Annotated in this window: 25 protein-coding genes and 2 tRNA genes; 16 read left to right on the top strand and 11 right to left on the bottom strand. The window is 59.4% G+C overall.

What is annotated here, in order from left to right; translation table 11 throughout:
* Positions 1-306 precede the first annotated feature (306 nt).
* The 4 genes from ABWV64_RS00440 to ABWV64_RS00425 all read left to right on the top strand — a co-directional run bounded on the left by ABWV64_RS00440 (position 307) and on the right by ABWV64_RS00425 (position 4,444).
* The gene (locus tag ABWV64_RS00440) at positions 307-1,116 is read left to right on the top strand and encodes a DUF4433 domain-containing protein (protein ID WP_353342289.1); all 810 of its coding nucleotides are present in this window, start codon (positions 307-309) and stop codon (positions 1,114-1,116) included.
* Positions 1,113-2,150, top strand: a complete 1,038-nt coding sequence (gene darG / locus ABWV64_RS00435; protein WP_283983289.1) for a type II toxin-antitoxin system antitoxin DNA ADP-ribosyl glycohydrolase DarG — start codon at positions 1,113-1,115, stop codon at positions 2,148-2,150. The genes ABWV64_RS00440 and darG overlap by 4 nt, the downstream gene beginning before the upstream one ends.
* 322 nt (positions 2,151-2,472) lie before the next feature.
* The gene (locus ABWV64_RS00430) at positions 2,473-2,775 is read left to right on the top strand and encodes a hypothetical protein (RefSeq protein ID WP_353342287.1); all 303 of its coding nucleotides are present in this window, start codon (positions 2,473-2,475) and stop codon (positions 2,773-2,775) included.
* A 52-nt stretch (positions 2,776-2,827) separates the two neighbouring features.
* The gene (locus ABWV64_RS00425) at positions 2,828-4,444 is read left to right on the top strand and encodes a DNA primase family protein (RefSeq protein WP_353342285.1); all 1,617 of its coding nucleotides are present in this window, start codon (positions 2,828-2,830) and stop codon (positions 4,442-4,444) included.
* A 4-nt stretch (positions 4,445-4,448) separates the two neighbouring features.
* Here ABWV64_RS00425 and ABWV64_RS00420 read toward each other — a convergent pair whose 3' ends face one another.
* A complete protein-coding gene (locus tag ABWV64_RS00420; RefSeq protein WP_353342284.1) occupies positions 4,449-5,552 on the bottom strand; it encodes a MobA/MobL family protein in 1,104 nt (367 codons plus the stop codon).
* A gap of 318 nt (positions 5,553-5,870) precedes the next feature.
* Between ABWV64_RS00420 and ABWV64_RS00415 the strand changes: the two genes are divergently transcribed.
* Together ABWV64_RS00415 and ABWV64_RS00410 are read left to right on the top strand one after the other, a co-directional pair.
* Complete coding sequence (locus ABWV64_RS00415) at positions 5,871-6,209, top strand: hypothetical protein (protein ID WP_353342283.1); 339 nt, start codon at positions 5,871-5,873, stop codon at positions 6,207-6,209.
* Positions 6,209-6,961 carry a hypothetical protein gene (locus ABWV64_RS00410; protein ID WP_353342282.1) on the top strand — a complete coding sequence of 251 codons (753 nt, stop codon included), beginning with the start codon at positions 6,209-6,211 and terminating at the stop codon, positions 6,959-6,961. The genes ABWV64_RS00415 and ABWV64_RS00410 overlap by 1 nt, the downstream gene beginning before the upstream one ends.
* A gap of 286 nt (positions 6,962-7,247) precedes the next feature.
* On the opposite strand, the gene ABWV64_RS00405 is transcribed toward ABWV64_RS00410, so the two are convergent.
* Positions 7,248-7,640 (bottom strand): hypothetical protein, encoded by a 393-nt coding sequence (locus ABWV64_RS00405; RefSeq protein ID WP_353342281.1) that lies wholly within the window; start codon positions 7,638-7,640, stop codon positions 7,248-7,250.
* A 392-nt stretch (positions 7,641-8,032) separates the two neighbouring features.
* Between ABWV64_RS00405 and ABWV64_RS00400 the strand changes: the two genes are divergently transcribed.
* Both ABWV64_RS00400 and ABWV64_RS00395 read left to right on the top strand, forming a co-directional pair.
* Complete coding sequence (locus tag ABWV64_RS00400) at positions 8,033-10,234, top strand: NADP-dependent isocitrate dehydrogenase (protein ID WP_353342280.1); 2,202 nt, start codon at positions 8,033-8,035, stop codon at positions 10,232-10,234.
* A gap of 159 nt (positions 10,235-10,393) precedes the next feature.
* Positions 10,394-11,317, top strand: coding sequence for a LysR family transcriptional regulator (locus ABWV64_RS00395; protein ID WP_353342279.1), 924 nt, complete (start codon positions 10,394-10,396; stop codon positions 11,315-11,317).
* Positions 11,318-11,383: 66 nt separating this feature from the next.
* Here the strand turns inward: ABWV64_RS00395 and ABWV64_RS00390 are convergent.
* Positions 11,384-11,459: transfer RNA gene (locus tag ABWV64_RS00390), tRNA-Val, on the bottom strand.
* Between the two features lie 47 nt (positions 11,460-11,506).
* Here ABWV64_RS00390 and ABWV64_RS00385 point away from each other — a divergent pair.
* Together ABWV64_RS00385 and ABWV64_RS00380 are read left to right on the top strand one after the other, a co-directional pair.
* Complete coding sequence (locus ABWV64_RS00385; RefSeq protein WP_353342278.1) at positions 11,507-12,316, top strand: HAD-IIB family hydrolase; 810 nt, start codon at positions 11,507-11,509, stop codon at positions 12,314-12,316.
* A gap of 17 nt (positions 12,317-12,333) precedes the next feature.
* Complete coding sequence (locus ABWV64_RS00380) at positions 12,334-13,554, top strand: glycosyltransferase family protein (protein ID WP_353342276.1); 1,221 nt, start codon at positions 12,334-12,336, stop codon at positions 13,552-13,554.
* Between the two features lie 3 nt (positions 13,555-13,557).
* Here the strand turns inward: ABWV64_RS00380 and ABWV64_RS00375 are convergent, their stop codons facing one another.
* From ABWV64_RS00375 to ABWV64_RS00360, 4 genes are all read right to left on the bottom strand, one after another.
* Positions 13,558-14,022 (bottom strand): hypothetical protein, encoded by a 465-nt coding sequence (locus ABWV64_RS00375; protein ID WP_353342275.1) that lies wholly within the window; start codon positions 14,020-14,022, stop codon positions 13,558-13,560.
* 46 nt (positions 14,023-14,068) lie between these two features.
* The gene (locus ABWV64_RS00370; RefSeq protein WP_353342274.1) at positions 14,069-15,823 is read right to left on the bottom strand and encodes a sugar phosphorylase; all 1,755 of its coding nucleotides are present in this window, start codon (positions 15,821-15,823) and stop codon (positions 14,069-14,071) included.
* 197 nt (positions 15,824-16,020) lie between these two features.
* Positions 16,021-16,095 (bottom strand) — tRNA-Val (locus ABWV64_RS00365).
* Positions 16,096-16,137: 42 nt separating this feature from the next.
* Positions 16,138-16,674 carry an HU family DNA-binding protein gene (locus ABWV64_RS00360; protein WP_353342273.1) on the bottom strand — a complete coding sequence of 179 codons (537 nt, stop codon included), beginning with the start codon at positions 16,672-16,674 and terminating at the stop codon, positions 16,138-16,140.
* Positions 16,675-16,826: 152 nt separating this feature from the next.
* Here ABWV64_RS00360 and ABWV64_RS00355 point away from each other — a divergent pair, with 152 nt between their 5' ends.
* Complete coding sequence (locus tag ABWV64_RS00355; RefSeq protein WP_353342272.1) at positions 16,827-17,015, top strand: hypothetical protein; 189 nt, start codon at positions 16,827-16,829, stop codon at positions 17,013-17,015.
* Between the two features lie 157 nt (positions 17,016-17,172).
* Here the strand turns inward: ABWV64_RS00355 and lon are convergent, their stop codons facing one another.
* Positions 17,173-19,578, bottom strand: coding sequence for an endopeptidase La (lon, locus tag ABWV64_RS00350; RefSeq protein ID WP_353342271.1), 2,406 nt, complete (start codon positions 19,576-19,578; stop codon positions 17,173-17,175).
* 220 nt (positions 19,579-19,798) lie between these two features.
* On the opposite strand from lon, the gene ABWV64_RS00345 reads away from it, so the two are divergent.
* Positions 19,799-20,041, top strand: a complete 243-nt coding sequence (locus ABWV64_RS00345) for a hypothetical protein (RefSeq protein ID WP_353342270.1) — start codon at positions 19,799-19,801, stop codon at positions 20,039-20,041.
* Positions 20,042-20,185: 144 nt separating this feature from the next.
* Here the strand turns inward: ABWV64_RS00345 and ABWV64_RS00340 are convergent, their stop codons facing one another.
* The 3 genes from ABWV64_RS00340 to tgt form a co-directional block, all read right to left on the bottom strand.
* Positions 20,186-20,695, bottom strand: a complete 510-nt coding sequence (locus ABWV64_RS00340; RefSeq protein ID WP_353342269.1) for a VPLPA-CTERM sorting domain-containing protein — start codon at positions 20,693-20,695, stop codon at positions 20,186-20,188.
* A 370-nt stretch (positions 20,696-21,065) separates the two neighbouring features.
* Positions 21,066-21,788 carry a VPLPA-CTERM sorting domain-containing protein gene (locus ABWV64_RS00335; protein WP_353342268.1) on the bottom strand — a complete coding sequence of 241 codons (723 nt, stop codon included), beginning with the start codon at positions 21,786-21,788 and terminating at the stop codon, positions 21,066-21,068.
* Between the two features lie 155 nt (positions 21,789-21,943).
* Positions 21,944-23,089, bottom strand: a complete 1,146-nt coding sequence (gene tgt / locus ABWV64_RS00330) for a tRNA guanosine(34) transglycosylase Tgt (protein WP_353342267.1) — start codon at positions 23,087-23,089, stop codon at positions 21,944-21,946.
* Between the two features lie 265 nt (positions 23,090-23,354).
* Here tgt and ABWV64_RS00325 point away from each other — a divergent pair, with 265 nt between their 5' ends.
* The 4 genes from ABWV64_RS00325 (at position 23,355) to ABWV64_RS00310 (ending at position 26,036) form a co-directional block, all read left to right on the top strand.
* On the top strand, positions 23,355-24,242 hold the full coding sequence (locus ABWV64_RS00325) for an alpha/beta hydrolase fold domain-containing protein (RefSeq protein ID WP_353342266.1): 888 nt from the start codon (positions 23,355-23,357) through the stop codon (positions 24,240-24,242).
* Positions 24,243-24,385: 143 nt separating this feature from the next.
* Positions 24,386-25,276, top strand: coding sequence for an SPFH domain-containing protein (locus ABWV64_RS00320; RefSeq protein WP_353342265.1), 891 nt, complete (start codon positions 24,386-24,388; stop codon positions 25,274-25,276).
* The gene (locus tag ABWV64_RS00315) at positions 25,276-25,572 is read left to right on the top strand and encodes an NfeD family protein (protein WP_353342264.1); all 297 of its coding nucleotides are present in this window, start codon (positions 25,276-25,278) and stop codon (positions 25,570-25,572) included. Before ABWV64_RS00320 ends, ABWV64_RS00315 begins: the two co-directional genes overlap by 1 nt.
* Before the next feature lie 104 nt (positions 25,573-25,676).
* On the top strand, positions 25,677-26,036 hold the full coding sequence (locus ABWV64_RS00310; protein ID WP_353342263.1) for an SUF system Fe-S cluster assembly protein: 360 nt from the start codon (positions 25,677-25,679) through the stop codon (positions 26,034-26,036).
* The last annotated feature ends 89 nt before the right edge of the window (positions 26,037-26,125 follow it).

The following is a 26,125-nucleotide window of genomic DNA, read 5'->3' as shown; positions in this document are numbered from 1 at the left end:
CCCGGAAGAAGATTTCTGACCGTCGGGTGATTGGTGTTGATCGGTCGGTTTCTGTTCCGAAAATCAGTGCTGATTTCAGGACTGACGCCGCAGGCGCCTGTTCCTGCAAATCTGCCACGTGGCGAACGCGGGAGGGGGCGAGGCAAGTTTTGAAAAGCGGAGGGGTATCACCCGGCAACGCAGCGCGGCGTCAGCCGTGACCGTTGTTGGGGAGACCGCTTTTCAATGCTTGCCCGAGGGGGAGGGCCGCGCCCTCACCCTGACTTTTGGTGGTTTGCTTGCTGTGCGTGGCGCTGCACTGTCTGCGTGCAGCAGCCCACGGAAATTCTTTTCTTGGTTGAAGGCGTTGCCCAAACAGGATCAACTGGTTGTCATAACTCGACAATGAAAGGTCCAGCCGTGCCGAACCGGTTTGTTTTTCGCCAAGTTCATTTTGAGGACCTGCCAACATTCTTGGCGGATGGTGAAATCAGGGCGAAAAACCACTTGGCTCCACAGAGCTGCCACCAGACCTCATATAAGGATATTGTCGATCGTCGTGGTACGGACGAATTTGAGATGCCGAACGGCTGCGTGGTCAACGACTTTGTGCCGTTCTATTTCAGCCCCATCACATCGTTCACTTACACTATTTACATGAAGAATGTGCCATTGGTCTCCCCTGAAGGACTGGAACTTCGCAAAGCTTGCGAAGATGATCGGATCTTCTTGGTCAGCTCACCACAAGCGTTCGTAGGTACCGGATTGTTCACTTGTTTCAGCGACTATGCATTGAATTCAAGAGCACCGATGCCAACGATTGAAACCGACCTCACGAAGCTAGAAGATCACGTCCACTGGAACGTCTTCGATGAAGCACCAACGGTTGCGGCCATACCCGACATCGGCTACTCGGGCGTTTGCAAGTGGTACCACAACATGGCAACACCGCCAGAGCGCATGACGCGTAGCGCCAAGCGCATGGCCGAGTTTTTGGTTCAAGACGCTATACCATTGGACAAAATCATGTGTATCGTGGTGAAAACAGACGCGATGCGAGCTACCTTGGGAGGGATGATGGCTGCTTCGGCTTGGGACATCCCGATCCTGACAAAGCGTGGGTGCTTCTACGGATGACGATACGAACCAAAAAAGGAGATATGTTTGCCGAGCCTGTGGAGGCTCTGGTTAACACCGTCAATTGTGTAGGCGTCATGGGAAAAGGCGTCGCCTTGGAGTTCAAGAACAGATGGCCCGCGAACTTCCGGGCCTACAAATCTTTGTGCGATGCCAAAGGCTTGCAGCCCGGAAAAATGTTCGTTTTCGACACCAAGGAGCTGTTCACCTCGGAAGGTCCGCGCTACCTGATCAACTTCCCAACGAAGGCCCACTGGCGCTCAAAGTCGAAGATGAAGTACATTGAGGACGGTCTCGATGCGTTGGTTGAGACCATCCGAGAGCACGAGATAACGTCCATCGCGATCCCACCCTTGGGGTGCGGAAACGGTGGGCTCGACTGGGCGGATGTTAGGCCGCTGATCGAAGCGAAGTTATCGAATCTCGATGACGTTGACATCGTTTTGTTCGCGCCCAAGCACGCCGCTGATGCGCCTGAACACGTGCATTCGGGTCTGACGATGACGTTCCCGCGCGCCATTCTGCTCAAAGCACTAAATGATCTCGAACGCTTTTTTGATGGGTCTTTCGACAGAATTTCGCTGCAAAAAATCGCATACTTTCTGCAAGCTTTGGGCGTGGACTTCAAACTGAAATTTGCCCGCAATCTGCACGGTCCCTATTCCGAAACCTTGAAGTTGGCCTATGTCTCTATGGAGCGTCACGGGATGATCGACGGCTTCCTGAGCGGCGAGCGTCAATCGCACGTGACGCCCAGCGGATGTGCAGTGGCCAATGAGTATTTGAACACCACTGACCGGAAAGCCGACGATGTAATTGATCGGTTGAGCAAGCTCGTTCAGGGGTACGAAAGTCCATACGGGTTGGAGCTTTTGTCCTCGGTTCATTTGCTTGCTCATCACGAAGGTCATTTCCCAGTGGAAAAGATCATTCAAGAGATGCAGGGATGGAGTGAAGCAAAGCGGAACAAGTTCAGCGATGACGCGATCCGCGCTGCCTACGACCGTCTGAAAGAAGATGGCCTGCTAAATTAACTCAAACTACTCTTTGCCGAAGAATACTCTTGCTCCTCCGCGACAGTTGAGGCCTGTTTTTATTTCTCTGTATGGAAACAGAGGCCAAAACAGTTTTGGCCCTATGGTCTTTGGGAGCTTGGGCGCAAGGCGACGAACTATCGCGCGACCAAAGCGCTTTCTCAAAATATAACTTAAATTTATAGACTTACCATAACGCAGGGCGCCTCAAAACCGTCGCAACCGTTCCGCCCAAGATTTTTCTGACCGGGCACAGGAAAAATATTTTGGATTGTTCTCTGTTTGTACCCAGCTCCTGATCGCAACAGGAGAAGAGTACGCCATGAAACACATTCACATCCCCAAACCAGACTACATCGGAACAACACCTGAGATCATTGCGCGCGTGCTGCGCGCTCGGAATCCGGGCCTTTCTTATCGCGACCGAAGCGCCTTGACCCGCGCCACCCTCGGACGGCGCTTCATGGACAAAGAGGTCTGTGTGTTGCGTGCGCCCGGAAACGACAAGCGGATGATCGCGGTGGACACGCCCTTGCCGCCGTTGGCCCGATCACATGTCGAGAGCAAAGCCATCATTCGTTGGGTTGACGACAACGGAACCATCATTCTCGAACCCATCACATAACCCCAATCCGAAACATTACGGAGCCAAACCTACCATTTGAAAGGAAACAATTATGGAGCATCACAGCAAGCAATACGAACGCGTCAAGAAGGCGTTGGCAAAAGCCGAAAAAATTGAAACCAAGAAACTCAATAAGCAAAAATGCGCTGTCATTGAGCACGACACCCCGCGCAAGGTCCGCCCTTCGACCAACGCGATACTGGCCCGTGCAGGCGCAGGCTTCGACCTTACACATTTGGGCAACTCTGATCGCTTTCTGGCCAAATACGGCACCCGAACGGCCTTTGCGATAGGCGCTGGCTGGGTCGTTTTCGATGGTCGCTGCTGGGACCGGTATTCAGGAAACGAACGCGCCAAGGGAATGGCCGGAGAGATTGCCCGCGCCATAAAAGAAGAGTGTAAGCACCTCAAAAAGAAGCAAGTCCCATATAGACTGCAATGGGCCGCAAGTTCGGGTCGTGCCTCCGCGATCAACGGTTCGTTGGATGTGATGAAGCCAGCGGTTATGGTTTCGCTCGATGTGTTCGACCGGCAACCTCATCTGTGGAACGCCCAGAACGGCACGCTTGATCTGACCACTGGCCAGCTCGCACAGTTCTCGCCAGCTGATATGCTGACCGGGATGGGGCCGGTGGACTACGACCCGAAGGCACCGTGCCCAGCATGGGACGCGTTCATCACCGATATCACCTGCAGTGATGGCACGCTCGCCGGGTTTCTCCAACGCGCTGTCGGGTATTCGATGTTCGCGCATCAGGAAGAACAGGTTGCTTTTTTTCTCACAGGCGATGAAACGAACGACAAGATGAACGGGAGCAACGGCAAAAGCCTGTTTCTCGCGATCATGGCTGCGGTCTTCGGGCAATACCAGACCGGCGTGGACAAGGGACTGATCACGCAGGCCTCGCGGAAATCCGGCATCAACAGCGATGTTGCGGCCTTGTCGGGCAAACGCCTTGGCATCGGCGGAGAGTTCGACCGCAACGATGTGATGGATGAACGCGAATTCAAGCGCCTGACTGGGGACGACGTGATCAAGGCGCGCTTCCTGCGGCAGGAATATTTCGATTTCTACTCGAAGGCGACGCTTTGGTATGCGACAAATTACATGCCGCTTATCCAGAGCCAGGACGCCGGGGTTTACCGCCGCACGATCATCATCCCCTTCCTTGCAAAGTTTCACGACGCCCATGAATGCCCCGAAGGCGGAAAGGTCAAAGACCCAAAATTGAAGGCTCGGTTGTTGGAAGAGTTGGAAGGCATTTTCCGCTGGTGCGTCGAAGGCGCGGTGGCCTATGCCCAAGGCGGGTTGAATGTGCCGGGGCATCTGTATGCCGTCCGCAACGCCAAAAAGGGCGATTTCAACCCGCTGTCGGACTTCGTTTCCATGTGCCTCGATATCAGCCCGGACAAGGTCGAACCAGCGAGTGATCTCTTTCGGGCATACGAACGCTTTGCCGAGGTCAATGAGGGCGAAAAGCTCCCGTGGGCCAAATTTGGCCGCCGCCTGAATGGTATGGGCATTGTCAAAGATGCGGATTTATCCAAGCGGCGCATCCATCGCCGTGGGGCGGGCTTGAACGAGACCGGCAAGGCCTATTTAAACGGCACGCGCGGCCTGATTGAACTCGAAAATAAGGACCGAGCTGAACACCTGCGCGTCGTGTGACACATCACCGACCTCGTTGTCGCTGCGAGAGCGCTTTGCGGGCTTCCTGCTCCCAAAAGCGCTCCCAGTCCCTTGCGTCGCGTTTGCGGGCCTGTTCTTCATCCTGTGTCACATCGCTGGGCGGCGCGATAGGTGTTGCCGTGTCCTTGGACTGGCCCGGCTCCGCACGGTTCTTGCCCGTGTTGGGCGGGGGCGTTGGTTCGCTGAACTGGACAGAGACCGTGGCGATTTGCGAAACGGCCCTCCCTGTGGCCTGCCAGATTGCCCGGTGTGCGGCATTGGCGGTCTTCCGGGCGGCGGCATAGGCAAGGTAGGATGCCACGCGTTTCGGTGTCGGAGGCAAAGCCCGGCCCGAGATCATGGCCGCTCGTGTGGCCGCTTGGTGTTTGCGCAGCATCGCATTGACCTTTGGGCCGCGATGAACGCCGGGGATGTAGTACGGGCCGTTGCCCTGCGGTTTCCGACCCAGATTGACGCGGGTGGCGGCTCCGACGCGAACAAGTTCCGCGTTCACGCGCTTTTCCCAATCCTTGCGCCGCCGTTCGATTTCAACCTTGCCCTGCTTGGCGTCGGTCAACTCGCGCACCTTCGCGCCGAATACCGGGCGGCCTGATCCGCTGGCAGTCATCCTCCGATCTGTCTCGACAATGTGGATGTGCCAGTTCTTTGCGCCTTCGCCATAGGCCTCGGAGTTAGGCGCGTGCAGTGCCCATGTACTGGCGATGCCGTATTGATCCCGAAGCCACAGGCAATGGCCCCGCGCGACACGCCGCGCCGCCTCGTGTCCGCCCTCGCACAATTCATGGGGCAGCGCGATCACCGTCTGGCGTCCGGGCCGTTCGTTGATTTTCTTCGCAGCGCCCTCGGCCCCGTTCCACAGTTCCGCAAGGGTCCAGTCCCGTGATCCGTCCGGGCCGACGACTTCCCAGTGGAGCACATCGCCTTGGCCATCCTTGCGCCAGAAGGTCTTGTCCCGGCGCACATCGTACAGGGGTTCGCCGGTGATATAGGCCGCATAATATACCGCGCTTTGGTCCTTGCGCCGCGCAATCGGTTGGGTCTTGTAATGGACCGCTTTGCTCGCGATCTGGGTTGTTCCTGTTGTCATGACCTGCCTCCCTATCTCGAAATCCGAAGGGTCAAATCCGAGATAGGTCCAAGCGGTAGCGATCTGAAAAAGCGCGATGTATCCGTTGGAAACAGAGGGCGATTTCGGGCACGCCCGCCGCAGGCGGTGGCGATCAGGCCCGACGCTGCAAACAGAGTTTGCGTAATTGCGCCTTTCAGGTTCTTCCCTCGCGCGCCTCACTTCCCCCGGTCAAAATTTTCCCCTGTGCGCACTGCACAGACAATTCCGCGCGCCAAGATTTGGGATCACCCCACCTTGTTTCCTATGTCCTGAAAAACACCAACACAGGAGGGGTCGATGGCACGGATCACACAAGCCCAAGTCGAGAAGGCTATGCGACTGGCACAAGAAAAAGAACGGGCGTTCAAGGAACAGGAACGCAAGGCAGAAAGCCGCAAGAAGGTCATCCTTGGCGGTCTCATCCTGCTCGCTGCGCGGAACATTGAACGGGAGGGATTGCCAAAGGACAAAGCCGTGGGCTTCTTTCAATTCCTCGCCAATCAAAAAGGCATCGCCCTGCGTGATACGCGTTTCCTCGCGGAGCGGTTGGAAGACGATTACGCCGCCCCGTTTCAGGAGGCCACCGCAAGATTGGAGGCGCAATGTGCCAGTCTCAATTCGGGAGGATCACAGTGATGGAAAAATTTCCTTGGGATGATGACGCAATTTCCAAACCTGCGCACAACGCCACAAACGAACTACCGCGCTCTTTGTCGGCCCGCGAACTTGTGGCGCGTGGTTTGCCCGTAGATGATCCGTTCTGGATGTCGCCCGAAGCCTTCGACGCGCATCTTGCTGAGGTTGAAGGCCAGCAAGCCGCACAGGTCAAAACACTTGGACCTGATGCGCCCGCCACGCAAAATATCCGCGTGGCGTCTCCCAGCCGTGCACCCTTACCCTCGCTTGATCCGTGCAAGAGGGGGTCAGCCGTGGCCGAACTCCCCGAAGCCGTGCGACGCGCGGTCGAGATCATCGCCAAACCACACGCCCCGGACGATCAAGCCATCGGGGCCGCTGCCTATCTGCTGAAATGGTACCAAGCCGAATATCGACGCCGCCCGACGCTGAAAGGAATGGTCTCGTGGTGGTGGAAGGCGGCCCGCCGCCTTGTTGATATCAGGAGTCTTTGGGCTGATGAAATCCGGCTCATCTGGAAAACTGACGAATGTCCGTACGCGCTCGACCCTGCCAGCGCGTCGGTGAATGCCTTCTACGGTGTATTGGCCCACCACGCGGCCCGCGTGTTCATTGCAGCACAGGGCTACAAGCCAGATGACGATGCGGGGCGCGACCTCATGCGGAAGGCGGGGTTTTCGACGCACGAGATACCAAAGGGCAAATCCTCGCGCGGTTCTGCTCGGCAAAAACGCCCAAGTTTGCGCACTTGACTGTGTCGCTTCGATGGGCACAATGCAGGTCCGAAGGCTGTTTCGCAGAGGGTCGGCCTTTGATTTTGTTGGATTTTTCCGGAGCTTCTGCGGCCCCTACCGCCGGAGCCAAAATCCCCTCGGGTATTTCTGCTACGATTGCCAATGCCGCTTTCGGCCGTTGGCGCCATATTTCATCACAATATTGCGCGTAGATACAGGCCGCCCGCAGATCTGCGCGCGGTCATTGAGAGTGTTTGCGGTGATCCGCTGCGTGCTCCGGCAGTTAGCCCGCAAACTTTACGGCCTACGCCCCGCCGCCGCCGCCTCCGCCAAGGGGCGCAGCGGCCGCGGCTGGGTTTTTGGTATTCACGGCGCCGCCGCTGATCCCGAAATCGACAGAGCCTGCCGAGAAATCATAGCCGATATCCAAGCCGATATAGAGGTTGTCGCCCAAACGGGCCGCGCCAAGGGTCGGGCGCACGCGTCGGGACTTGAACATATAGTCCACTCCGATCGAGGCCACGGTCTCGTCGCGCTGGTCGTCGGAAAATACCCGCAAGCCGATGCCCGCTTCGGGACCGCCGCCGCCAAAGGCAAAGCTGACGCCGAACCCGATTGCGGGGTCGGCCGATACAGGGGCTGCGGTGAGAGCGGCCACCAAGGCGGCGGCCGGAACTGTATGACGTGCAAAACGCATTTCAAGTCTCCATCAAATAGGGTTGTCGTTCAAAAATGGTCGTCTTCAATGCCGTTATTTTGCATGGGCAACGCCATTGGGTCAATTATTAACCATTACGGCCCATCGAGCCTTGATACGTGTCAAACTGGTATAGCTGTCGGCGCTTGTGATGGATCAATCGCCGCGCATTGCAGGACGCAGCGCGCCCATCGCCCAAAATACGCGAAATTTTCTGCGGAAAACTCCATTGTATACAACGGCACACATTGACTATCGCCCGCACCCCATTTAATCGGAGGCCAATGGCGCGGCGTTGGGGCGGATTCCCCGCTTTCGACCTCCCGCGCGAGGATGTTTGTCGCCCTGCCGGTGCCAAGCGCCTCCCCCTCAAACTGCGGAGATTGAGACAGATGGCCAAGACCGAAACCCCCGACATTATTTATACAATCGTGGACGAAGCCCCCGAATTGGCGAGCGCGTCGCTCTTGCCGATCATTCGCTCCTTTGCGGGAGCCGCGGATATCAATGTCGAAACCCGCAATATTTCGGTCGCAGCGCGCATCCTGTCGGCCTTTCCCGACTTTCTGACCGAAGCGCAGCGCATCTCGGACGATCTGGCCGAATTGGGCCAATTGGTCAAAACGCCCGAAGCCAATGTGATCAAACTGCCGAATATCTCGGCCTCGGTGCCGCAGCTTGTCGCCGCGATCAAGGAGCTTCAAGGTCAAGGCTACGCCCTGCCCGACTATCCCGAAGACCCGCAAAGTGACGCGGAGAAAGACGTGCGCAAGCGTTATGACGCGATCAAAGGCTCCGCCGTGAACCCCGTTTTGCGCGAAGGCAACTCTGACCGCCGCGCCGCAAAGGCAGTCAAGGAATATGCCAAGGCCAACCCGCATTCGATGGGGGACTGGACCGCGCAAAGCAAGACCCATGTCGCCTCGATGAGCGGCAATGATTTTTATGCCAACGAGACCTCCGCCACCATCACCGCCGCGCAAGCGGGCGGCGCAAAGATCACCTTCACCGGCGCGGATGGCACCGAGAGCGTGCTCAAGGACGGGCTGTCCTATGACGAGGGCACCGTGGTGGACGCGACCTTCATGTCCACCGCCGCCCTGCGCGATTTCATCAAGGCCGAAATCGCCTCGATGGAGCCGGGCGTGCTGTTTTCGGTGCACCTCAAAGCCACGATGATGAAAGTGTCGGACCCGATCATCTTCGGACATTTCGTCTCGGTCTACCTCGAAGACTTCCTCGCCAAACATGGCGCGGCGGTTGAGGCGCTTGGTTGGAACCCCAATTCGGGGATTGGCGATCTGGATGCCCGCATCGCAGACAATGCCGAGATGAAGGCCGATCTGGCCGCTGCTCTGGCCGGAAAACCGCCGCTCTATATGGTCAACTCCGACACTGGCATCACCAATTTGCACGTCTCTTCGGATGTGATCATCGATGCGTCGATGCCCGCCGTAATCCGCGCGGGCGGCATCGGCTGGGGGCCGGATGGCAAAGCCGCCGACACCAAATGCTGCATCCCCGACAATTGCTATGCCGGCGTCTATGACGAGACGATCAACTACTTCAAAGAAAACGGAAAACTGGACGTGACCACATGCGGCGCGGTCTCCAACGTCGGCCTGATGGCGCAAAAAGCCGAGGAATACGGCTCGCACCCGACCACATTCGAAGCCCCCGCCAAGGGCACGATCCGCGTGGTTCTGGCCTCGGGCGAGGTTTTGCATTCGCATGAGGTCGAGGCGGGCGATATCTGGCGCTCGGCCACGGCGAAAAAGGCACCGATCCTCGATTGGATCAAATTGGGCATCGAGCGCACCAAAGCCACCGGCAAGGCGGCGTTCTGGCTTGACGCAAACCGTGCCCATGACGCACAGATGATCCAATATGTGACCCCCGCCCTCAAAGAGGCCGGTATCGACATTCCGATCATGGCCCCGCGCGAGGCCACGCGCTTCACCCTCGAGGTCATGACCAAGGGCGAGGATTGCGTGACCATCACGGGCAACGTGCTGCGCGACTATCTGACCGATCTTTTCCCGATCTTGGAGCTGGGCACATCGGCGAAAATGCTCTCCATCGTCAAATTGATGAATGGCGGCGGCTTGTTCGAAACCGGTGCGGGCGGCTCGGCCCCCAAACACGTGCAACAGCTGATGGAGCAAAACCACCTGCGTTGGGACAGCCTTGGCGAATTCTGCGCGCTGGGCGAAAGCTTCAACTTCCTCGCCCAAGCCAAGGGCAAGAAAGCCGCCGCCGTCTTTGGCGCCGCGATCGAAGAGGCCACGCAAAAGGTTTTGATGAACGGCAACAGCCCCGAGCGCAAAGTCGGCCAGAACGACAACCGCACCTCGCATTACTGGTTCGCGCGTTACTGGGCCGAAAGCCTTGCCGCGCAGGGCGAGGATGCGGCTTTGGCGGCGCATTTTGGCCCCATCGCCGAGGCACTGGCCGCGGGCGAGTCCAAAATCCTTGCGGAGCTTCAGGGCGCAGAAGGCAATGCCGTGGACCTTGGCGGCTATTACCACGGGGATGCGGACAAAACCGCAAAGGTGATGCGCCCGTCGGCGACGCTCAACGCGATCATCGGCTAGGCCGCAGCGCATAGGCCCACGCAAAGCGCGTCGCATCTGCGGCGCGCTTTTGCATTTCAAACCCTCAGGTTAGCCCGAAACTGCCAAGGCCGCTCCGCACGGGGGCTTGGAGGCGCAATAGCGCTTCCAACTCGCCGCCCCATTGGGCACACTGCCCCGATGATTGACAAACTCGAGATGTTCATTGCGCTGGCCCGCGAGGGCCATTTTGGCAAAGCCGCAGCCGCCTGCGGCGTGGCGCAGCCCAGCCTGTCGGCGGCGATCAAACAGCTTGAGGCGCAATTGGGCGTGACGCTGGTCATTCGCGGCGCGCGCTATGGCGGGTTGACGCCGGAGGGGCAAAGGGTGCTGGTTTGGGCGCGCAAGATCGTCGGCGATGCGCATCAAATGCGCGCCGAGATGCGGGCGTCGGGCCGCGGTGCGGGGGCGGGGCTTTCGGGCGATTTGCGCCTTGCAGTGATCCCCACGGCCTTGAGCGTGGCGGCGGATCTGGCGGCGCGGTTTCGGGCACGCCACCCCGATGTGCGGCTGAGCCTTCTGTCGCAGACTTCCGACGAGATATTGAGCGGCATGGCGGATTTGCAAATCGACGCGGGCGTTACCTATCTGGACGGTGCGGCGCTGGGGCGGATGACGGCCTTGCCGCTCTATGACGAGCATTACCGCCTTGTCTGCGCGCGCGGCAGCGCCTTGGCGCAAAACCCCGCGCCGCCCACATGGGAAGACATCGCGCGCAGCCGGTTGTGCCTGCTCCCGCCCGATATGCAAAACCGCAAGATATTGACCCGCAGCTTTGCCGCGCAGGGCCTCGCCCCGCTGCCCGCATTGGAAAGCAACTCAACCGTGGCCTTGATGGCGCAGGTCATGGCGGGGGATTTGGCGACCATCCTGCCGGTGCAACTGGCGCAGTTCCTTGCCGCGGGCCGCCCCGAAATCGTGATCCGCGAGATCGCCGATCCGCCCGCCGCGCCCTGTGTGGGATTGATCGCGGTGCAGCGCGCGCCCCATACGCCGGTGATCGCCGCCCTGCTGTCCGAAGCGCGCCGGATGAGCGAGCAAATGCGCGTGGATCGCGCCTCATAGGCCGCGCAAAGGGAACCGGACAGGCCGATGCGGCGTTGTCTTGTCAAATCATGTAACGGTGGGGAATGGTGGGTGATGAGAGGCTCGAACTCCCGACATCTTCGGTGTAAACGAAGCGCTCTACCAACTGAGCTAATCACCCGTGAGGGGGCGTTTAGCGCAAAAGATATCGGGGATGCAAGAGGCAAGATGGCAAATTTCGGTAAAGTCGTATTCTCCGATCTCGACGGCACGCTGCTCGATCACGAGACCTATGATTTCGCGCCCGCCCTGCCCGCGCTGAGCCTGCTCAAAGAGCTTGGGATACCTCTGGTTCTGGCCTCGTCGAAGACCGCCGCCGAGATCGCGCCGCTGCGCGCCGCCATGGGGTTTTCGCATTGCCCCGCGATTGTCGAGAACGGTGCGGGAATTTTGCCTGCGGGCGAGACGGGCGCCACGACGGGGGGCGATTATGCCAAGCTGCGCGCGGCGCTAAACGCCCTGCCCGCGCCCCTTCTCGCGCCATTTTGCGGCTTTGGCGATCTGGACGCAGCGCAGGTCGCCAAACTGACCGGCCTGCCGCTCGCCTCGGCCGAACTTGCCAAGGCGCGCGGATTTTCCGAACCGGGGGTTTGGGACGCGCAAATCGCCCAAACCCGTGGCACCTCGCAAGAGGCCTTTATTGCGGCGCTGGCATGCGCGGGCATTCGGGCGCGTATGGGCGGGCGGTATTTGACGCTGAGCTTTGGCGCCACCAAGGCCGACCGTATGGAAGAAATCACGGCGCAGTATGGTGCGCGCGAGACGATTGCCCTTGGCGATGCGCCCAATGACAGCGAAATGCTGGCTGCTGCCGACATCGCCGTGGTGATCGCCAACCCCCATGGCGCCCCCCTTCCCGATCTGCCTAAAAATGAGGCGCGCCGCACGATATACAGTCAAAAAGCCGGTCCCGCCGGTTGGAACGAGGTGATGTTAGGGCTAACCTCGACCCAAGCACAGAGCCGTAACACCCCATAAATAAGGAGCCGACCCGCGTGGCTGATTTTCATCAAAACGGTAATATCGCAACCTTGCACAACCTGCGCACCCGCAGCGCAGAGCAAATCACACATGAGTTGCAAACCTTTGCCGCCACACGGAAAATCTCTTTGATCCTGCCCTCGCTGTTTTCCGAGCTTGAAGGCGAGGCGCTGCCCAATATCCTCAAGGAACTGGCGCAGGTCCCCTATCTGCACCGCATTATCATTGGCCTCGACCGCGCCGATGAGGCGCAATACCGCCATGCGCGGCAGTTTTTCTCGGTGCTGCCGCAAGAGCATGTGGTGATATGGAACGACAGCCCGCGGATGCAGGCGATTGACGCGCGTCTGACCGAATTGGGCCTCGCGCCCAAGGAGCCAGGCAAGGGCAAAAACGTGTGGACCTCTTTGGGCTATCTCATGGCGCGCCAAGACAGCGCCGTGGCCGCAATCCACGATTGCGATATCCTGACCTATGATCGCGACATGCTGGCCCGTCTGGTCTATCCTGTGGTCAATCCGACCTTTCCCTATCAGGTCGCCAAAGGCTATTACCCGCGCATCGGCGAGGGCAAAATCAACGGACGGGTCAGCCGCCTCTTGGTCTCGCCGCTGCTTATTGCCCTGAAACGGGTGATCGGGGACCGCGATTATATCGATTTCCTGCGCAGCTTTCGCTATCCGCTGTCGGGCGAATTCGCCATGCGCACGGGGATTTTACCCGATCTGCGCATCCCGTCGGATTGGGGATTGGAAATCGGGGTCCTCTCCGAAGCATGGCGCAATCTGGCCCCCAAGGCGGTGTGTCAGGTCGAGATTTCTGACGCCTATGACCACAAACATCAGGTGCTCTCGCCCGAGGATGCCTCCAAAGGGCTGTCGCGTATGTCGATCGACATTTGCAAAGCCATCTACCGCAAGCTGGCCGCCGATGGCACCGTCTTTACCGAAGAGATTTTCCGCACCCTCAAGGCGACCTATTACCGCTCGGCGCTCGACCTGTTGGATTGCTATTATAACGACGCCAAGATGAACGGGCTGAGCGTGGATCGCCATTCCGAAGAGAAAACCATCGAGCTTTTTGCCAATAATATCATCGAGGCGGGGCATGTGTTTTTGGAGTTTCCCTCCGACACGCCCTTCATCCCCACATGGAACCGCGTCCATGCCGCCGATCAATCCTTGATGCGCGATATTATTGATGCGGTCGACGCCGATATTGCCGAATACAGCTGACCGCTAATCCCCGACGCGGGCGTGATCGACCCTTGATGTCATGGTGCATTGGCTTGCTCCGCCGATCATCTGCACCATCGCGGCAGGAAACCGCGCGGTGAGCGAGGACAGCTGGCGCATATTGGTTTCGCTCTCGACATAGAGATCATGCTCAAAGCTGATCCGCAGCGCCCCGAGCGGCGTGCTGCGGCTTTGGGTGTCTTGCGCGCGCCAATGGTTTTCGGCCACGCGCACCCATGTGAAATCGCCCGCAATGGCGGCGCCATCAAAGACATCGGGAAAGGCAATGTAGCGCGGCGCATAGCCGCCCGATGTGGGGGCTGCAGAGGTCAGATCGGGCGGGCATCCGCTTTGGCCGGTCAATTGCGAGGCCCCCTGCCATGTGCCCGACAGCGGCCTGATGTCCGCCTGCACGGCGCTGGCGGAGATGATTGCGATGAAAGCGGCGAGACGAAAGCTATGACCCATGGTGATACCCCGATGGTTACTCGTATTACCCTAGGGTCAGCCTAACCTAGCTTTGGTTGCTGATCCAGCGGCATTGATAGGGCGAAAATTCAATCGCGCCGCCCGCCGGATCGATCACATCGCCGGTCAAAAGATCGGTCCAGAGCTCGCCCTCGATCAGGTTGATCTGTTCGGGGCGCAATTTGAGGCTCTGGGCGCTGACGTTATGCAGGGCGAAAACCGATTGCCGCCGGTCGATGCTTTGCCGCCAGAGGCCGAAAATCCGGTCATCGAGTTGCAAGGTGAACTGCGTCGCATTGGGGTGAAACGCCCCCTGCGCGCCGCGAATACCGATCCGGCGGCGCAGCTCCGACAGGACCCGCGCCGTGCGGCTGTTCGGGTCGGCAAGCTCGGCCTGTAGCGCCGGATAATCGAGCCGCGCACGGTTGATCGCGCGGTTATGGCCCGATTTTTCCACCCCCTCGACGTCATTGGGCGTGCCCAAAAGCGCGTGGATATAAAATGCCGGAATCCCTTCGAGCGCCATGACCAAGGTCTGACTGGCGATGAAACGTTCGAACTGATGCGCATCCTCGCCCGCGAATGTCCCCTTCATCGCCTCATACCATGTGATATTGAGCTCATAGGCCGATTGCCCGCCATCGGGCAGCGCCCGCATCGAAACCCGCCCGCCGAAGTCTTGCACCGCTGCGATGACTTGCGCGGTCTCATCGGGGGTGAGTTTGCCCTCGGCGGGGCGCATCCCGATGCCGTCATGCGAGGCGGTGAAGTTGAGGTAGGCACATCCCATTTGCGCCGGCGGCATCGCGCCTTGCCAGCGCAGCAAATGCCGCGCCGATCCCGAGAGCATCGCATGCAAAACCAAGGGCGGCAGGGTGAAATTATAGACCGCATGGGCCTCTTCGCCGCGCCCGAAATAGGACAGGTTCTCGGCATTGGGCACATTGGTTTCGGTGAGCAGAATCACAGGCTCGGTGGCGTAATCGGCCAAAAGCCGCATCAATTTCACGATGGCATGGGTCTGCGGCAGGTGGATGCAATTGGTGCCCACCTCTTTCCACAAAAACGCTACCGCATCGAGCCGGATGATGCGCACCCCTTGGTCGATATGCAGCCGCATCACCCGCAAAAATTCGAGCAAAACCTCAGGGTTGGAGAAATCCAGATCGACCTGATCATGGCTGAAGGTGCACCAGACATGGCGCGGCCCATCTGCGGTTTCGACCTCGCGCAGCAAGGGCTGCGTGCGGGGGCGCACCACTTGGCTCAGGTCGTCGTCGGGGCTGGCTTCAAAGAAAAACCGGTCATAGGGCGCATGGCCTTGCAAATAGGCATTGAACCAGACCGATTGCGAGGAGACATGATTGAGCACCAGATCGGACATGAGCAAAAACTCCGACCCGATGCGCGCGATGTCCTGCCAATCGCCCAAAAGCGGATTCACGGCGCGATAATCCGTCACCGCAAATCCGTCGTCGGAGGTATAGGGAAAAAACGGCAAGATATGCACGCCGTTGACCACCCCCGCCAGATGCTCGTGCAAAAAGTCGCGCAGCAAATCCAAAGGCTTATGCGCGCCGTCCACGATGGTATTGCCATAGGTGATGACCATCGCATCGGCCTCGGACCATTGCTGGTTTCCGGCAGCGCGGCGGCGTTTGCGGCGGTGGCGTTCTTCGGGCCAAAAGGCCTCGACCACCTGAGAGGCGAGGATGTCACGGTCCAGATGCGGGTAAATCTGCCCGATCAGCTGCCCAAGCCGCGCGCCAAAGCCCGATGCCTGATCTGCCTTCGTGCCCATGAATATGATCCTCGTCTTTCCTATCCCTTTGATTTCAAATCACACAGCGAGGTTCAAGGCGGCGCCTGCCGTGCCGCGCAATCCTGCGCTCAATATAGCGTCACTGCTGAAATTATTGGCAACCGCCACGCAGGCCCGCCGTGCAAAATGAAAAAGGCCTCCGAAACCGGAGACCTTCGCATCATACATCGGAATAATGGTGGGTGATAAGAGATTTGAACTCCTGACATCTTCGATGTGAACGAAGCGCTCTACCACTGAGCTAATCACCCGTGGCGCGGTATTTAGCCGCCCGCGCCGCCGCTTGCAAGCCCCTAGTCGTCACTATCTGACGTATCGCCGCGCGCCGTATTTTGGCCACCCGCGCTGCGGCGCAACCGGCCGATGATGACGCGCCCGTTGCCGCTGTCCTTGATGCGGTTGATCTTGAACTTGCCGAGCGGTTGCAATTCCCATTCGCGCCCCTCGCCCAAGGCCTCGCCCATCACGGCCATCATGGCTTCGACAACCGGTTTGGCGTCTTTCTTTTTCACGCCCGAGCGCGCGACCACCGCTTCGAGCAGCTCCTTTTTTTGCAACGCTGCCAAGGCGACCGTCGGGCCGCTATCGGTGACGAGAACCGGTTTGGGTTTGGCCGCTTCCGGCGTGTCGGGGCGCAAAATGCCGGTCGTGGACATGGCGGCGAGCGCTGGGTTTTTGGGCGCTGGTGCGGCGGCGGGTTTGGTATCCGCCGCGGACGCGCTGACCTGCGCGGCTTTCTTGGTCGCTGCGCTGCGCGCCGCCGGTGCTTTCTTCGCGGCTGGGGATTTCTTTGCCGTACTGCTCTTGCGTGTGCTGGGGGCCTTGGCCATTTTGATCGCCTCTTTCGCTCATGATCGCGTTGTTTCTTATATGGAAACATATTAACGCGGAATTGAAAACCAGAACAGTGAAGAGTTGACCGGACACTACATATGCGCATATTGGAGCGCACCTTAACTATATATTCTGGGGATGATATACAATGCGCCGTTTTCTTACTGCCGCCGCCGTTGCCACGGCTTTGACCGCCACCACCGCCCATGCGGGGGCCGTTTCGGACCCGATCTTGGAAGCCGAGATCATTGCAACCGATGCCGCGACCAGCTCGGTTGATCCGCAATTGTTTTTGGTGATGTTCACCGCTGCGGTCGTCTTTGCGGCCACCAATTGATCGGGCCGCGCCTTTGCGCGCGCAGATTTTGACGGTTACACACCAAAAGGCGCACCCAAACGGATGCGCCTTTCTTATTTTGAATCAAGGGATTGCCCCACGACATTGATGTATGATCCGGCGATATGGCGCGCGCCGCACCGCCGGTTTCACCCCATCAATGCGCCGTGGCTTGCGGGCCGTCTTTGGCCGCCAAAGCTGCCGCGGCTGCGGCTTCCTCTGCGGCCTCGTCCCACTCCACCGGCTCGGGTCGGCGCACCAAAGCATGCTCCAACACTTCCGAGACATGTTTGACGGGGATCAGCTCCAACCCCTCTTTCACATTGTCGGGAATATCGGCCAGATCCTTGACGTTCTCATCGGGAATCAGCACGGTTTTGATCCCGCCGCGCAGCGCCGCGAGCAGCTTTTCCTTAAGCCCGCCAATCGCCAATGCATTGCCGCGCAGGGTCACCTCGCCGGTCATGGCAATATCCTTGCGCACCGGAATGCCGGTCAAAACCGATACGATCGAGGTCACCATGGCCAAACCGGCGCTCGGGCCGTCCTTGGGCGTTGCGCCTTCGGGGACGTGGACGTGGATATCCCATTTCTCGAAGCGCGGCGGTTTTACCCCGATTTGCGGGCTGATCGACCGCACGTAAGAGCTGGCCGCGTCGATGCTCTCTTTCATCACATCGCCAAGCTTACCGGTGGTTTTCATCCGGCCCTTACCAGGCAAGCGCAGCGCCTCGATCTGGAGCAAATCGCCCCCCGCCGAGGTATAGGCAAGCCCTGTGACAACGCCGACCTGATCCTCGGTTTCGGCAAGGCCATAGCGGAATTTCTTCACGCCGAGATACTCGTCCAGGTTCTCTTCGGTGACCGATACGGTTTTCACCTCGCCCTTGACAATCTGGGTCACGGCTTTGCGTGTCAGCTTGGCCAGCTCGCGCTCGAGGTTACGCACCCCCGCCTCGCGGGTGTAGCGGCGGATCATTTCATTGAGCGCCCCATCGGTGATCTCGAACTCGCCTTTCTTCAGGCCGTGGTTCTTGATCTGCTTGTCGAGCAGGTGCTGGCGCGCGATCTCGCGCTTCTCGTCCTCGGTGTAGCCCGCCAGAGGGATGATCTCCATCCGGTCCAAAAGCGGTCCTGGCATGTTGTAGCTGTTCGAGGTGGTCAGGAACATCACGTTCGACAGGTCATATTCGACCTCGAGATAGTGATCCACAAAGGTGGAATTTTGTTCCGGATCAAGCACTTCGAGCATCGCCGAGGCGGGATCGCCGCGGAAATCCTGTCCCATCTTGTCGATCTCGTCCAAAAGGATCAGCGGATTTGTCGTCTTGGCCTTTTTCAAGGCTTGGATGATTTTACCCGGCATGGAACCGATATAGGTCCGGCGGTGGCCGCGAATTTCGCTCTCGTCGCGCACGCCGCCCAAGGAGATGCGGATAAACTCGCGCCCTGTGGCTTTGGCAACCGATTTCCCGAGCGAGGTTTTGCCCACGCCCGGAGGGCCGACAAGGCACATGATCGGGCCTTTGAGCTTCTGGCTGCGCTGCTGCACGGCGAGATATTCGACGATGCGTTCCTTGACCTTGTCGAGGCCATAGTGATCCGCATCGAGCACCTCTTGCGCCTTGGCGAGGTTCTTTTTGGTGCGCGATTTCACGCCCCACGGGATCGCCAGCATCCAGTCGAGATAGTTGCGCACAACGGTGGCTTCGGCGCTCATCGGGCTCATGTTCTTGAGCTTTTTGATCTCCGCATCGGCCTTCTCGCGCGCTTCCTTGCTCAGCTTGGTCGCAGCCACGCGCGCCTCAAGCTCGGCGACCTCGTTCTGGCCGTCCTCGCCATCGCCCAATTCCTTCTGAATGGCCTTCATTTGCTCATTCAGGTAATATTCGCGCTGGGTGCGCTCCATTTGCGATTTGACGCGGGTTTTGATCTTTTTCTCGACCTGCAGGACCGACATCTCGCCCTGCATCAATCCGTAAACCTGCTCAAGCCGCTCGGATACGGTGAGCGTTTCCAGCAAGGCCTGCTTTTGCTCGACCTCGATGCCAAGGTGACCGGCCACCAGATCGGCGAGCTTTTCCGGCTCTGTGCTGGCTTCGACCGCCGAGAGCGCCTCTTCGGGGATGTTCTTTTTGACCTTGGCATAGCGTTCGAATTCGGTGCCGACCGTGCGCACCAGAGCTTCGATCGTGGCCTCATCGCCCAATTCTTCGACCAGATATTCGGCGCGGGCCTCAAAGAAATCATCGTTTTCGATGTAATCAGTGATGCGTACGCGGGCTTGGCCTTCGACCAAAACCTTGACCGTGCCATCGGGCAATTTGAGCAATTGCAGCACATTGGCCAAAACGCCAACGTCATAAATACCGTCGGCATCGGGATCGTCCACACCGGGGTCGATCTGGCTCGACAGCAGGATTTGCTTGTCATCCGCCATCACCTCTTCGAGCGCGCGCACCGATTTTTCGCGACCGACAAACAGCGGCACGATCATATGCGGGAACACGACAATGTCGCGCAGCGGCAGGACGGGATAGGATGAATTGAGGGGCTCTTGCATGCTCATTCCTTCGTTATGGGCAGACGATCCAAAAGGCCCCAAGTAGCGGCAGCCTTGTCATCTCCTCTGTTCGCTCTTGATATTTGGGGCAGCGGCCGCTCGGTTTCAACCGCCCTGCCCCAAATCAGGCATGGGATCAGAATGACCGCCCCCGCGATCCGGTGCAAGCGGGGAAATCGGGCAAATCCGCACGAATTGGCGATGGAGAACCCGCCTTCGCGTGCCGAAATCCGCAAATCCAGCCCGCGTATTCATTGCCGATCGCTGCAAGAGCGGCAAGAACAGCTCTTTCGCCTTGCTCGGCGAGCCAAAGAAAAAAAGCGGTGAAATCACCCGAAAGTTTCAGGCAAGCTGCCCTGCGGGGATGGGAGATTCAATCGTCGGCGCTCAAGGCCATGGTTCTATTGGGCCCGCTCTTGAGGGCGGCGACGCGGGCAAAACGGCCATGGAATGGACGGCCTGAGGCAACGGCGGGATGCGGTTTGGGCGAGAGATATTCAAACCCCGAGCAAATCGTGACCGGAGCGATCATTGCCCCCCCCCTCAAAACGAAAAAGAGCGGCGCATCGCAGCGCCGCTCTTCTCTATCTAGCAATCGCGGGTGCGATTACGATTTTTTGCGGCGCTTCATCATGCCAAAGCCAGCCACGCCGAGTGCCAAGAGCGGCAAGGACGCGGGCAGCGGCACGGCAGGTGCGCTGTCAAGACGGACATAGAAGTCAGCAGGTGTGCCGCCGCCGCCATCGCCGATAACGATCAAGTTGTAGGACCCTGCACCGAGCAGCAATTCAAGGCTACCGTAGTCTGCGGACGTCCAGGCGGAATCTGCCGAGAAGTTATCGCCGAAGCCCGAAGCGAACGCGGTGAGCGTTGTTTCGGCCAGCAGGACACCGGACTGGTAAACCCCGAAGACGTCGCCGGTCAAAAAGGCATCCGTCAGGCGGAAATACGCGTCATCGGTCAGCGTAAAGGTGTAAGGGGAATCTTCGGACGGGAAGTCGGCGGTCAGAAGGGTATCTACCTCCCAACCCGCATCAAGGGTCAGTGCCGAAGCGGGGCTTACTGCGAGAAGCGCAGCAACAGCCGTCGCGCCGACGAGCGAAAGTGCATGTTTCATATGTATATCTCCAATATTGGCAACTTCGCTGAGATTAACCTAAAGTTAACAACTGCGCGACTCCGAAATGCGGCTCAAATGTGGCATTTGCACATTTTTGTTTCAAATATTCATAAAATGCGCCGTCTCGAGGAGGATTGTCGCGTAAATTGTGGCAAAATGTGGCGCTCGCTATCGCTGCCGCGCATGGACTAGCAGCGCCGAGAAGCGATTCGGAGCAGGATTTCATGGCCCCCAGGCCGCCTTGATGCCCCCTCGCCCCTGTCGGTCTATCTTGCGTGATTGAGACGCGAATGAGGCCGGATTGTGAACCGGTCACACGGCCGGCGGATCGGTATCGGGCCGCCGTGTGATCCGCACACAGGCCGGATTAACCAGCGACCGGCTTCGTCTTGCGGCGGCGCAGCAGGTGCAGGCTCGCCACTCCGATTGCCAGAAGCGGCAGGCTTGCGGGCAATGGCACGGTCGGGGCGCTCTCGACCGGTAGAGGTGTGACCGTGAACCGCGTCACATTTCCATAAAGCGGCCCCGCGTTGCCGGAGCTCAGGCTGGTGAAAGAATAGGCGCGCGAATATTCGTTTCCGGTGTTTGACGCCGTGTTGTAATAGACCTCGGGCCCGCCCGAGAGCCCGCCAACGCGCACGATATCGACCAGCAAATCGCCCTGCTGCGGGTCGTACTCATAACTGCCAGCAAAGCCGAAGAAATCATCCGGCTGAACCGAACCGGTGAAACGACGCAATTCGAAACGGGCCTCGTTATTGCCGACATTGGCATCCAGATCGCCGCTGAGGTTATTCACCCCATTGGCCACGACACTGAACCGCGCTTCATAGAGCGCATCGCGGCCCCAAAAATCCCCGTTTGAGGCGAGAAAATCGATCCGCTCGATGGTCACCGGTTCGGAGAAAATGTCGGAGGCATAGATTTGTTGATAGCGCAGGGTGCAGGCGAAGGTGCAATCGCCAGGCAAGGCCTGTCCCGACCCGTCGGCGGTGACAGTGATCGCGTTGGCAGATTGGCCGAGGCCGAGCGCGGCCAGCGCGGTGAAGGTAAACGACAAAAGGGAAGAGCGCAGGGAGCGTTTCAACATTGGGGCCTCTCATGATCCGGTCTGGTCCGTTGCGAATGGCAATCGGCCCTTCCGGTATTAGGGGAGGCTTGGTTAATTATGTTCTAACGGTTCATTATTTTTTGTTTGTTAACAATAGTTAAGACGGCCACGACCTACCCCAACATCACCCGACCCTAAAGCGGGTCAATATCGCCCATCGCGCGGCCCGCGTGAAATTCCGCCTCCCATGCCTCAAAGGCATCGACCTCGATCGCATCGCGCATGCCCTGCATGATCTCTTGGAAATAATGCAGGTTGTGCCATGTCAGAAGCATCCCCGAAATCATCTCTTGCGCGCGGAACACATGGTGCAGATAGGCGCGGCTGTAGTTCGCGCAGGCGGGGCATGTGCAGGCCTCGTCCAAGGGGCGCGGGTCGCCGGCATGGCGGGCGTTCTTGATGTTGACCACGCCGCGGCGGGTAAAGACCTGCCCCGTGCGCCCCGAGCGCGAGGGCAAGACGCAATCCATCATATCGACCCCGCGTTTGACCGCGCCGACGATATCGTCGGGCTTGCCCACCCCCATCAGATAGCGCGGTTTGTCCTCGGGCAGCATATCGGCGGCATAGTCGAGCACGCCGAACATCGCCTCTTGCCCCTCGCCCACGGCCAACCCGCCGATGGCATAGCCGTCAAAGCCGATCTCGCGCAGCGCCTTTGCGCTTTCCTCGCGCAGATCGGGCGTCACCCCGCCTTGCATGATCCCGAAAAGCGCATGGCCCGGACGATCGCCAAAGGCGTCTTTGGACCGCTGCGCCCACCGCATCGACATGCGCATGGATTTGGCCACTTCGGCGTCGGTGGCGGGCAATGCGGGGCATTCGTCAAAACACATCACAATGTCCGAGCCGAGCAGGCGCTGGATTTCCATCGAGCGTTCGGGGGTCAGTTCATGTTTAGAGCCGTCGATATGGGATTTGAAGGTCACGCCCTTCTCGGTCAGCCTGCGCAATCCGGCGAGGCTCATCACCTGAAACCCGCCGCTGTCGGTCAGGATCGGACGGTCCCAGTTCATGAACCTGTGCAAACCGCCCAAACGGTCGATCCGCTCTGCCGTGGGGCGCAGCATCAAATGATAGGTATTGCCCAAAAGAATATCCGCCCCCGTGGCGCGCACCGATTCCGGCATCATCGCCTTGACCGTGGCCGCCGTGCCGACGGGCATAAAGGCGGGCGTGCGGATCTCGCCGCGCGGGGTGGTGATCACGCCGCGCCGCGCCTTGCCGCTTTTGGCCAAAAGCGAGAAGGCAACATGGTCGGAGGTTTGGCGGTCAGTCATCGGAGGCCTCTGGTGGTTTGGCAGTGAATATCGTGTAGGGCGCGGCGGCGCGGGATCGCGCGCCGCTTTGGCGCGCTGATAGCACCGCGGCGCGGCAAATACCATTGGCGCCGCGCCCTGTGCGCAACAGCGTCTTACCATGGCGAGATTGACGTAAGGTGATGCAGCGTAAAGCTTGCGTGAGAGCGCCCTGCCCAAGCATGCTCAACGCCATCCATACATAAGCGGCCCGCAAAAGAGGCCGCATATCAGGAGGGAGACGACAATGGCCAGCTTTGCCATGCGCGCGGCAATCGCGCTGATCCGCTTTGGGGGAAAGCCCATGCGCGATCCGCAAAAATATCTTGCGGTGCGCCAGAACCGAACCCGTTCCGAGCCGCCGCCCATGCCCAAAAAGCTCGCCGCGCGCTGCACGGTGGACGAGCGCAAGGTCGAAGGGCAACGGGTCTTGACGCTGACGCCCCATGAGGGGCGCTCGCGCTGGACCCTGATCTATTTGCACGGCGGGGCCTATACCAATGAAATGCGCCCTGCCCATTGGACATGGATCGCCGCCTTGATGGAGGCGACAGGCGCGCGGATCATTTTGCCGCTCTATGCGCGCGCGCCCGAACATGACCACCGCCCCGCCCATGCCATGATGGCCGCGCTCTACGACCAGTTGCTGCAAAACATCGATCCGGCGACGATTGTGATTGGCGGCGACAGCTCCGGCGCGGGGCTGGCCTTGGGGGCGATGATGACAGCGCGCGATGCGGGGCGCCCGATGCCCGCGCAGATGCTGCTTTTTGCGCCATGGCTCGATATCACCTGCGCCAATCCCTTGGGCGCCGCGATCGAGGCGCGCGACCCAATGCTGGGGCTGGAGGCGGCGCGCACCTGCGGGCAATGGTGGGCGGGCGATGCCGATCCGACCCTGCCGCACCTCAGCCCCGCCTTTGGCACGGCGCTGGGCCTGCCGCCGATCCATATCTATCAAGGCTCGCTCGATATGGTCGCCCCTGATGCCGTCGCCTTTGCCGAAACCGGCCGCGCGGCGGGGGCCAATGTGACCTTGCACCTTTATGAGGGCGCGCCGCATGTCTTTGTCGCCGCCGTGTTCACGCGCGAGGCAAAAGAGGTCTTGGCACATATCAAAGGGCTTTTGGCCTGACCCCTGCCGTGGCAGGATATGTGCCAAACCAACGGCAGACCCCGCGCCGATCATTTGGGCCGAACCGGCGGCATGACCTCTTGCGAATGGCGGGAAAACACCCACATGTATACCATAGCATACACAAGTAACGAGGACAGATGATGACCGAAGATATCCTTTTAGACCTTTTGGCGAGCAACTTTGTCTGGCTGCTTTTGGCGGTTTTGATCATTGCGACAATCCTCAAAAGCGTCCACATCGTCCCGCAGGCGCAAAAATTTGTGGTCGAACGCTTTGGCCGTCTGCATTCGGTGCTTGGGCCGGGGATCAATTTGATCGTGCCGTTCTTGGACAAAATCGCCCATCGCGTGTCGATCCTCGAGCGGCAATTGCCGACCATGGCGCAGGATGCGATCACCCTCGACAACGTGTCGGTGCAGGTCGAAACCTCGGTGTTCTACCGCATCATCGAACCCGAAAAAACCGTCTACCGGATCCGCGATGTGGATGCGGCGATCTCGACCACCGTGGCGGGGATCGTGCGCTCGGAAATCGGCAAGATGGAGCTGGATCAGGTGCAATCGAACCGCTCGACCCTGACCTCGACGATCAAGGAACAATTGTTCGCGGTGGTTGACGATTGGGGCATCGAAGTGACCCGCGCCGAACTTCTGGATGTGAACCTCGACCAAGCCACCCGCTCGGCGATGTTGCAACAGCTGAATGCCGAACGGGCGCGGCGCGCGCAGGTGACCGAGGCCGAGGGCAAAAAGCGCGCGGTGGAACTGTCGGCCGACGCCGAGCTTTACGCCGCCGAGCAAATCGCCAAGGCCCGCCGCATCCAAGCCGACGCCGAAGCCTATGCTACGGGCGTGGTGGCAAAGGCCATTGCCGAAAACGGCATCGAGGCGGCGCAATATCAGGTGGCGCTCAAACAGGTCGAGGCGCTCAACGCGCTGGGCGCGGGCGATGGCAAGCAAACGATCCTCGTGCCCTCCGCCGCATTGGAGGCCTTCGGGGACGCGTTCAAGATGCTCAAGGGAGGCAAATGATGGTGGGAGTGACAGCAGGGATTTTGGCCAACTGGCTGGTATGGATCGCGGCGGCGCTGGTGCTGGGGATATTGGAGGTCCTCGCACCAGGGTTCATTTTTCTCGGCTTCGCCATCGGCGCGGCGCTGACGGGGCTGCTGCTCTTGGCTTTGAGCCTGATCCCCGCCACGCTCACCGCGCCGGTTCTGGCCACGATTTTTGCGGCCCTGTCACTGGCCGCATGGATCGCCCTGCGCCAACGCTTTCGCATGAAGGGCCGCGATGTGAAGCGGATCGAGGGGGATGTGAATGAGTGAGTGAGGGGGCGGGCCGGTAGAATAGCCCCCCCCCACATCCGCCTCTGGACCTTCCCCCGTCCAATCCCTATATGTTTGCTCAGGATAACGCAGGTGAGACAGACATGACCGATACCGCCCCGATGGAAGGCACGCCCCTTATTGCCCCCTCCAGCACCGATCACGCGCTTTATGATGCGGTGGTCGAGGCCTGCCGGTCGGTTTATGACCCCGAAATTCCGGTCAACATTTATGACCTTGGCTTGATCTACACCATTGATATCAATGACGAAAACGAAGTGCGCCTGATCATGACCCTCACCGCCCCCGGATGCCCTGTGGCGGGCGAGATGCCCGGATGGCTGGCCGATGCGATTGAACCGCTGGACGGTGTCAAACAGGTCGATGTCGAATTGGTCTGGGAGCCGCCTTGGGGCATGGAGATGATGAGCGACGAAGCGCGGTTGGAACTGGGCTTTATGTGAGAGAGAGCGCACCCTTTTGAGGGTGCGTTTTGCATTTGGCATCCCAAAACGGATGCACGCACAAGGCAACCGAAAAGGGTTGCATTTTT

The sequence above is a fragment of the Litorivita sp. NS0012-18 genome, from assembly GCF_040371945.1.
GTDB lineage: Bacteria > Pseudomonadota > Alphaproteobacteria > Rhodobacterales > Rhodobacteraceae > Litorivita.
Note: the sequence above shows the minus strand (reverse complement) of the source record. Positions and strands in the feature narration are given on the sequence as shown.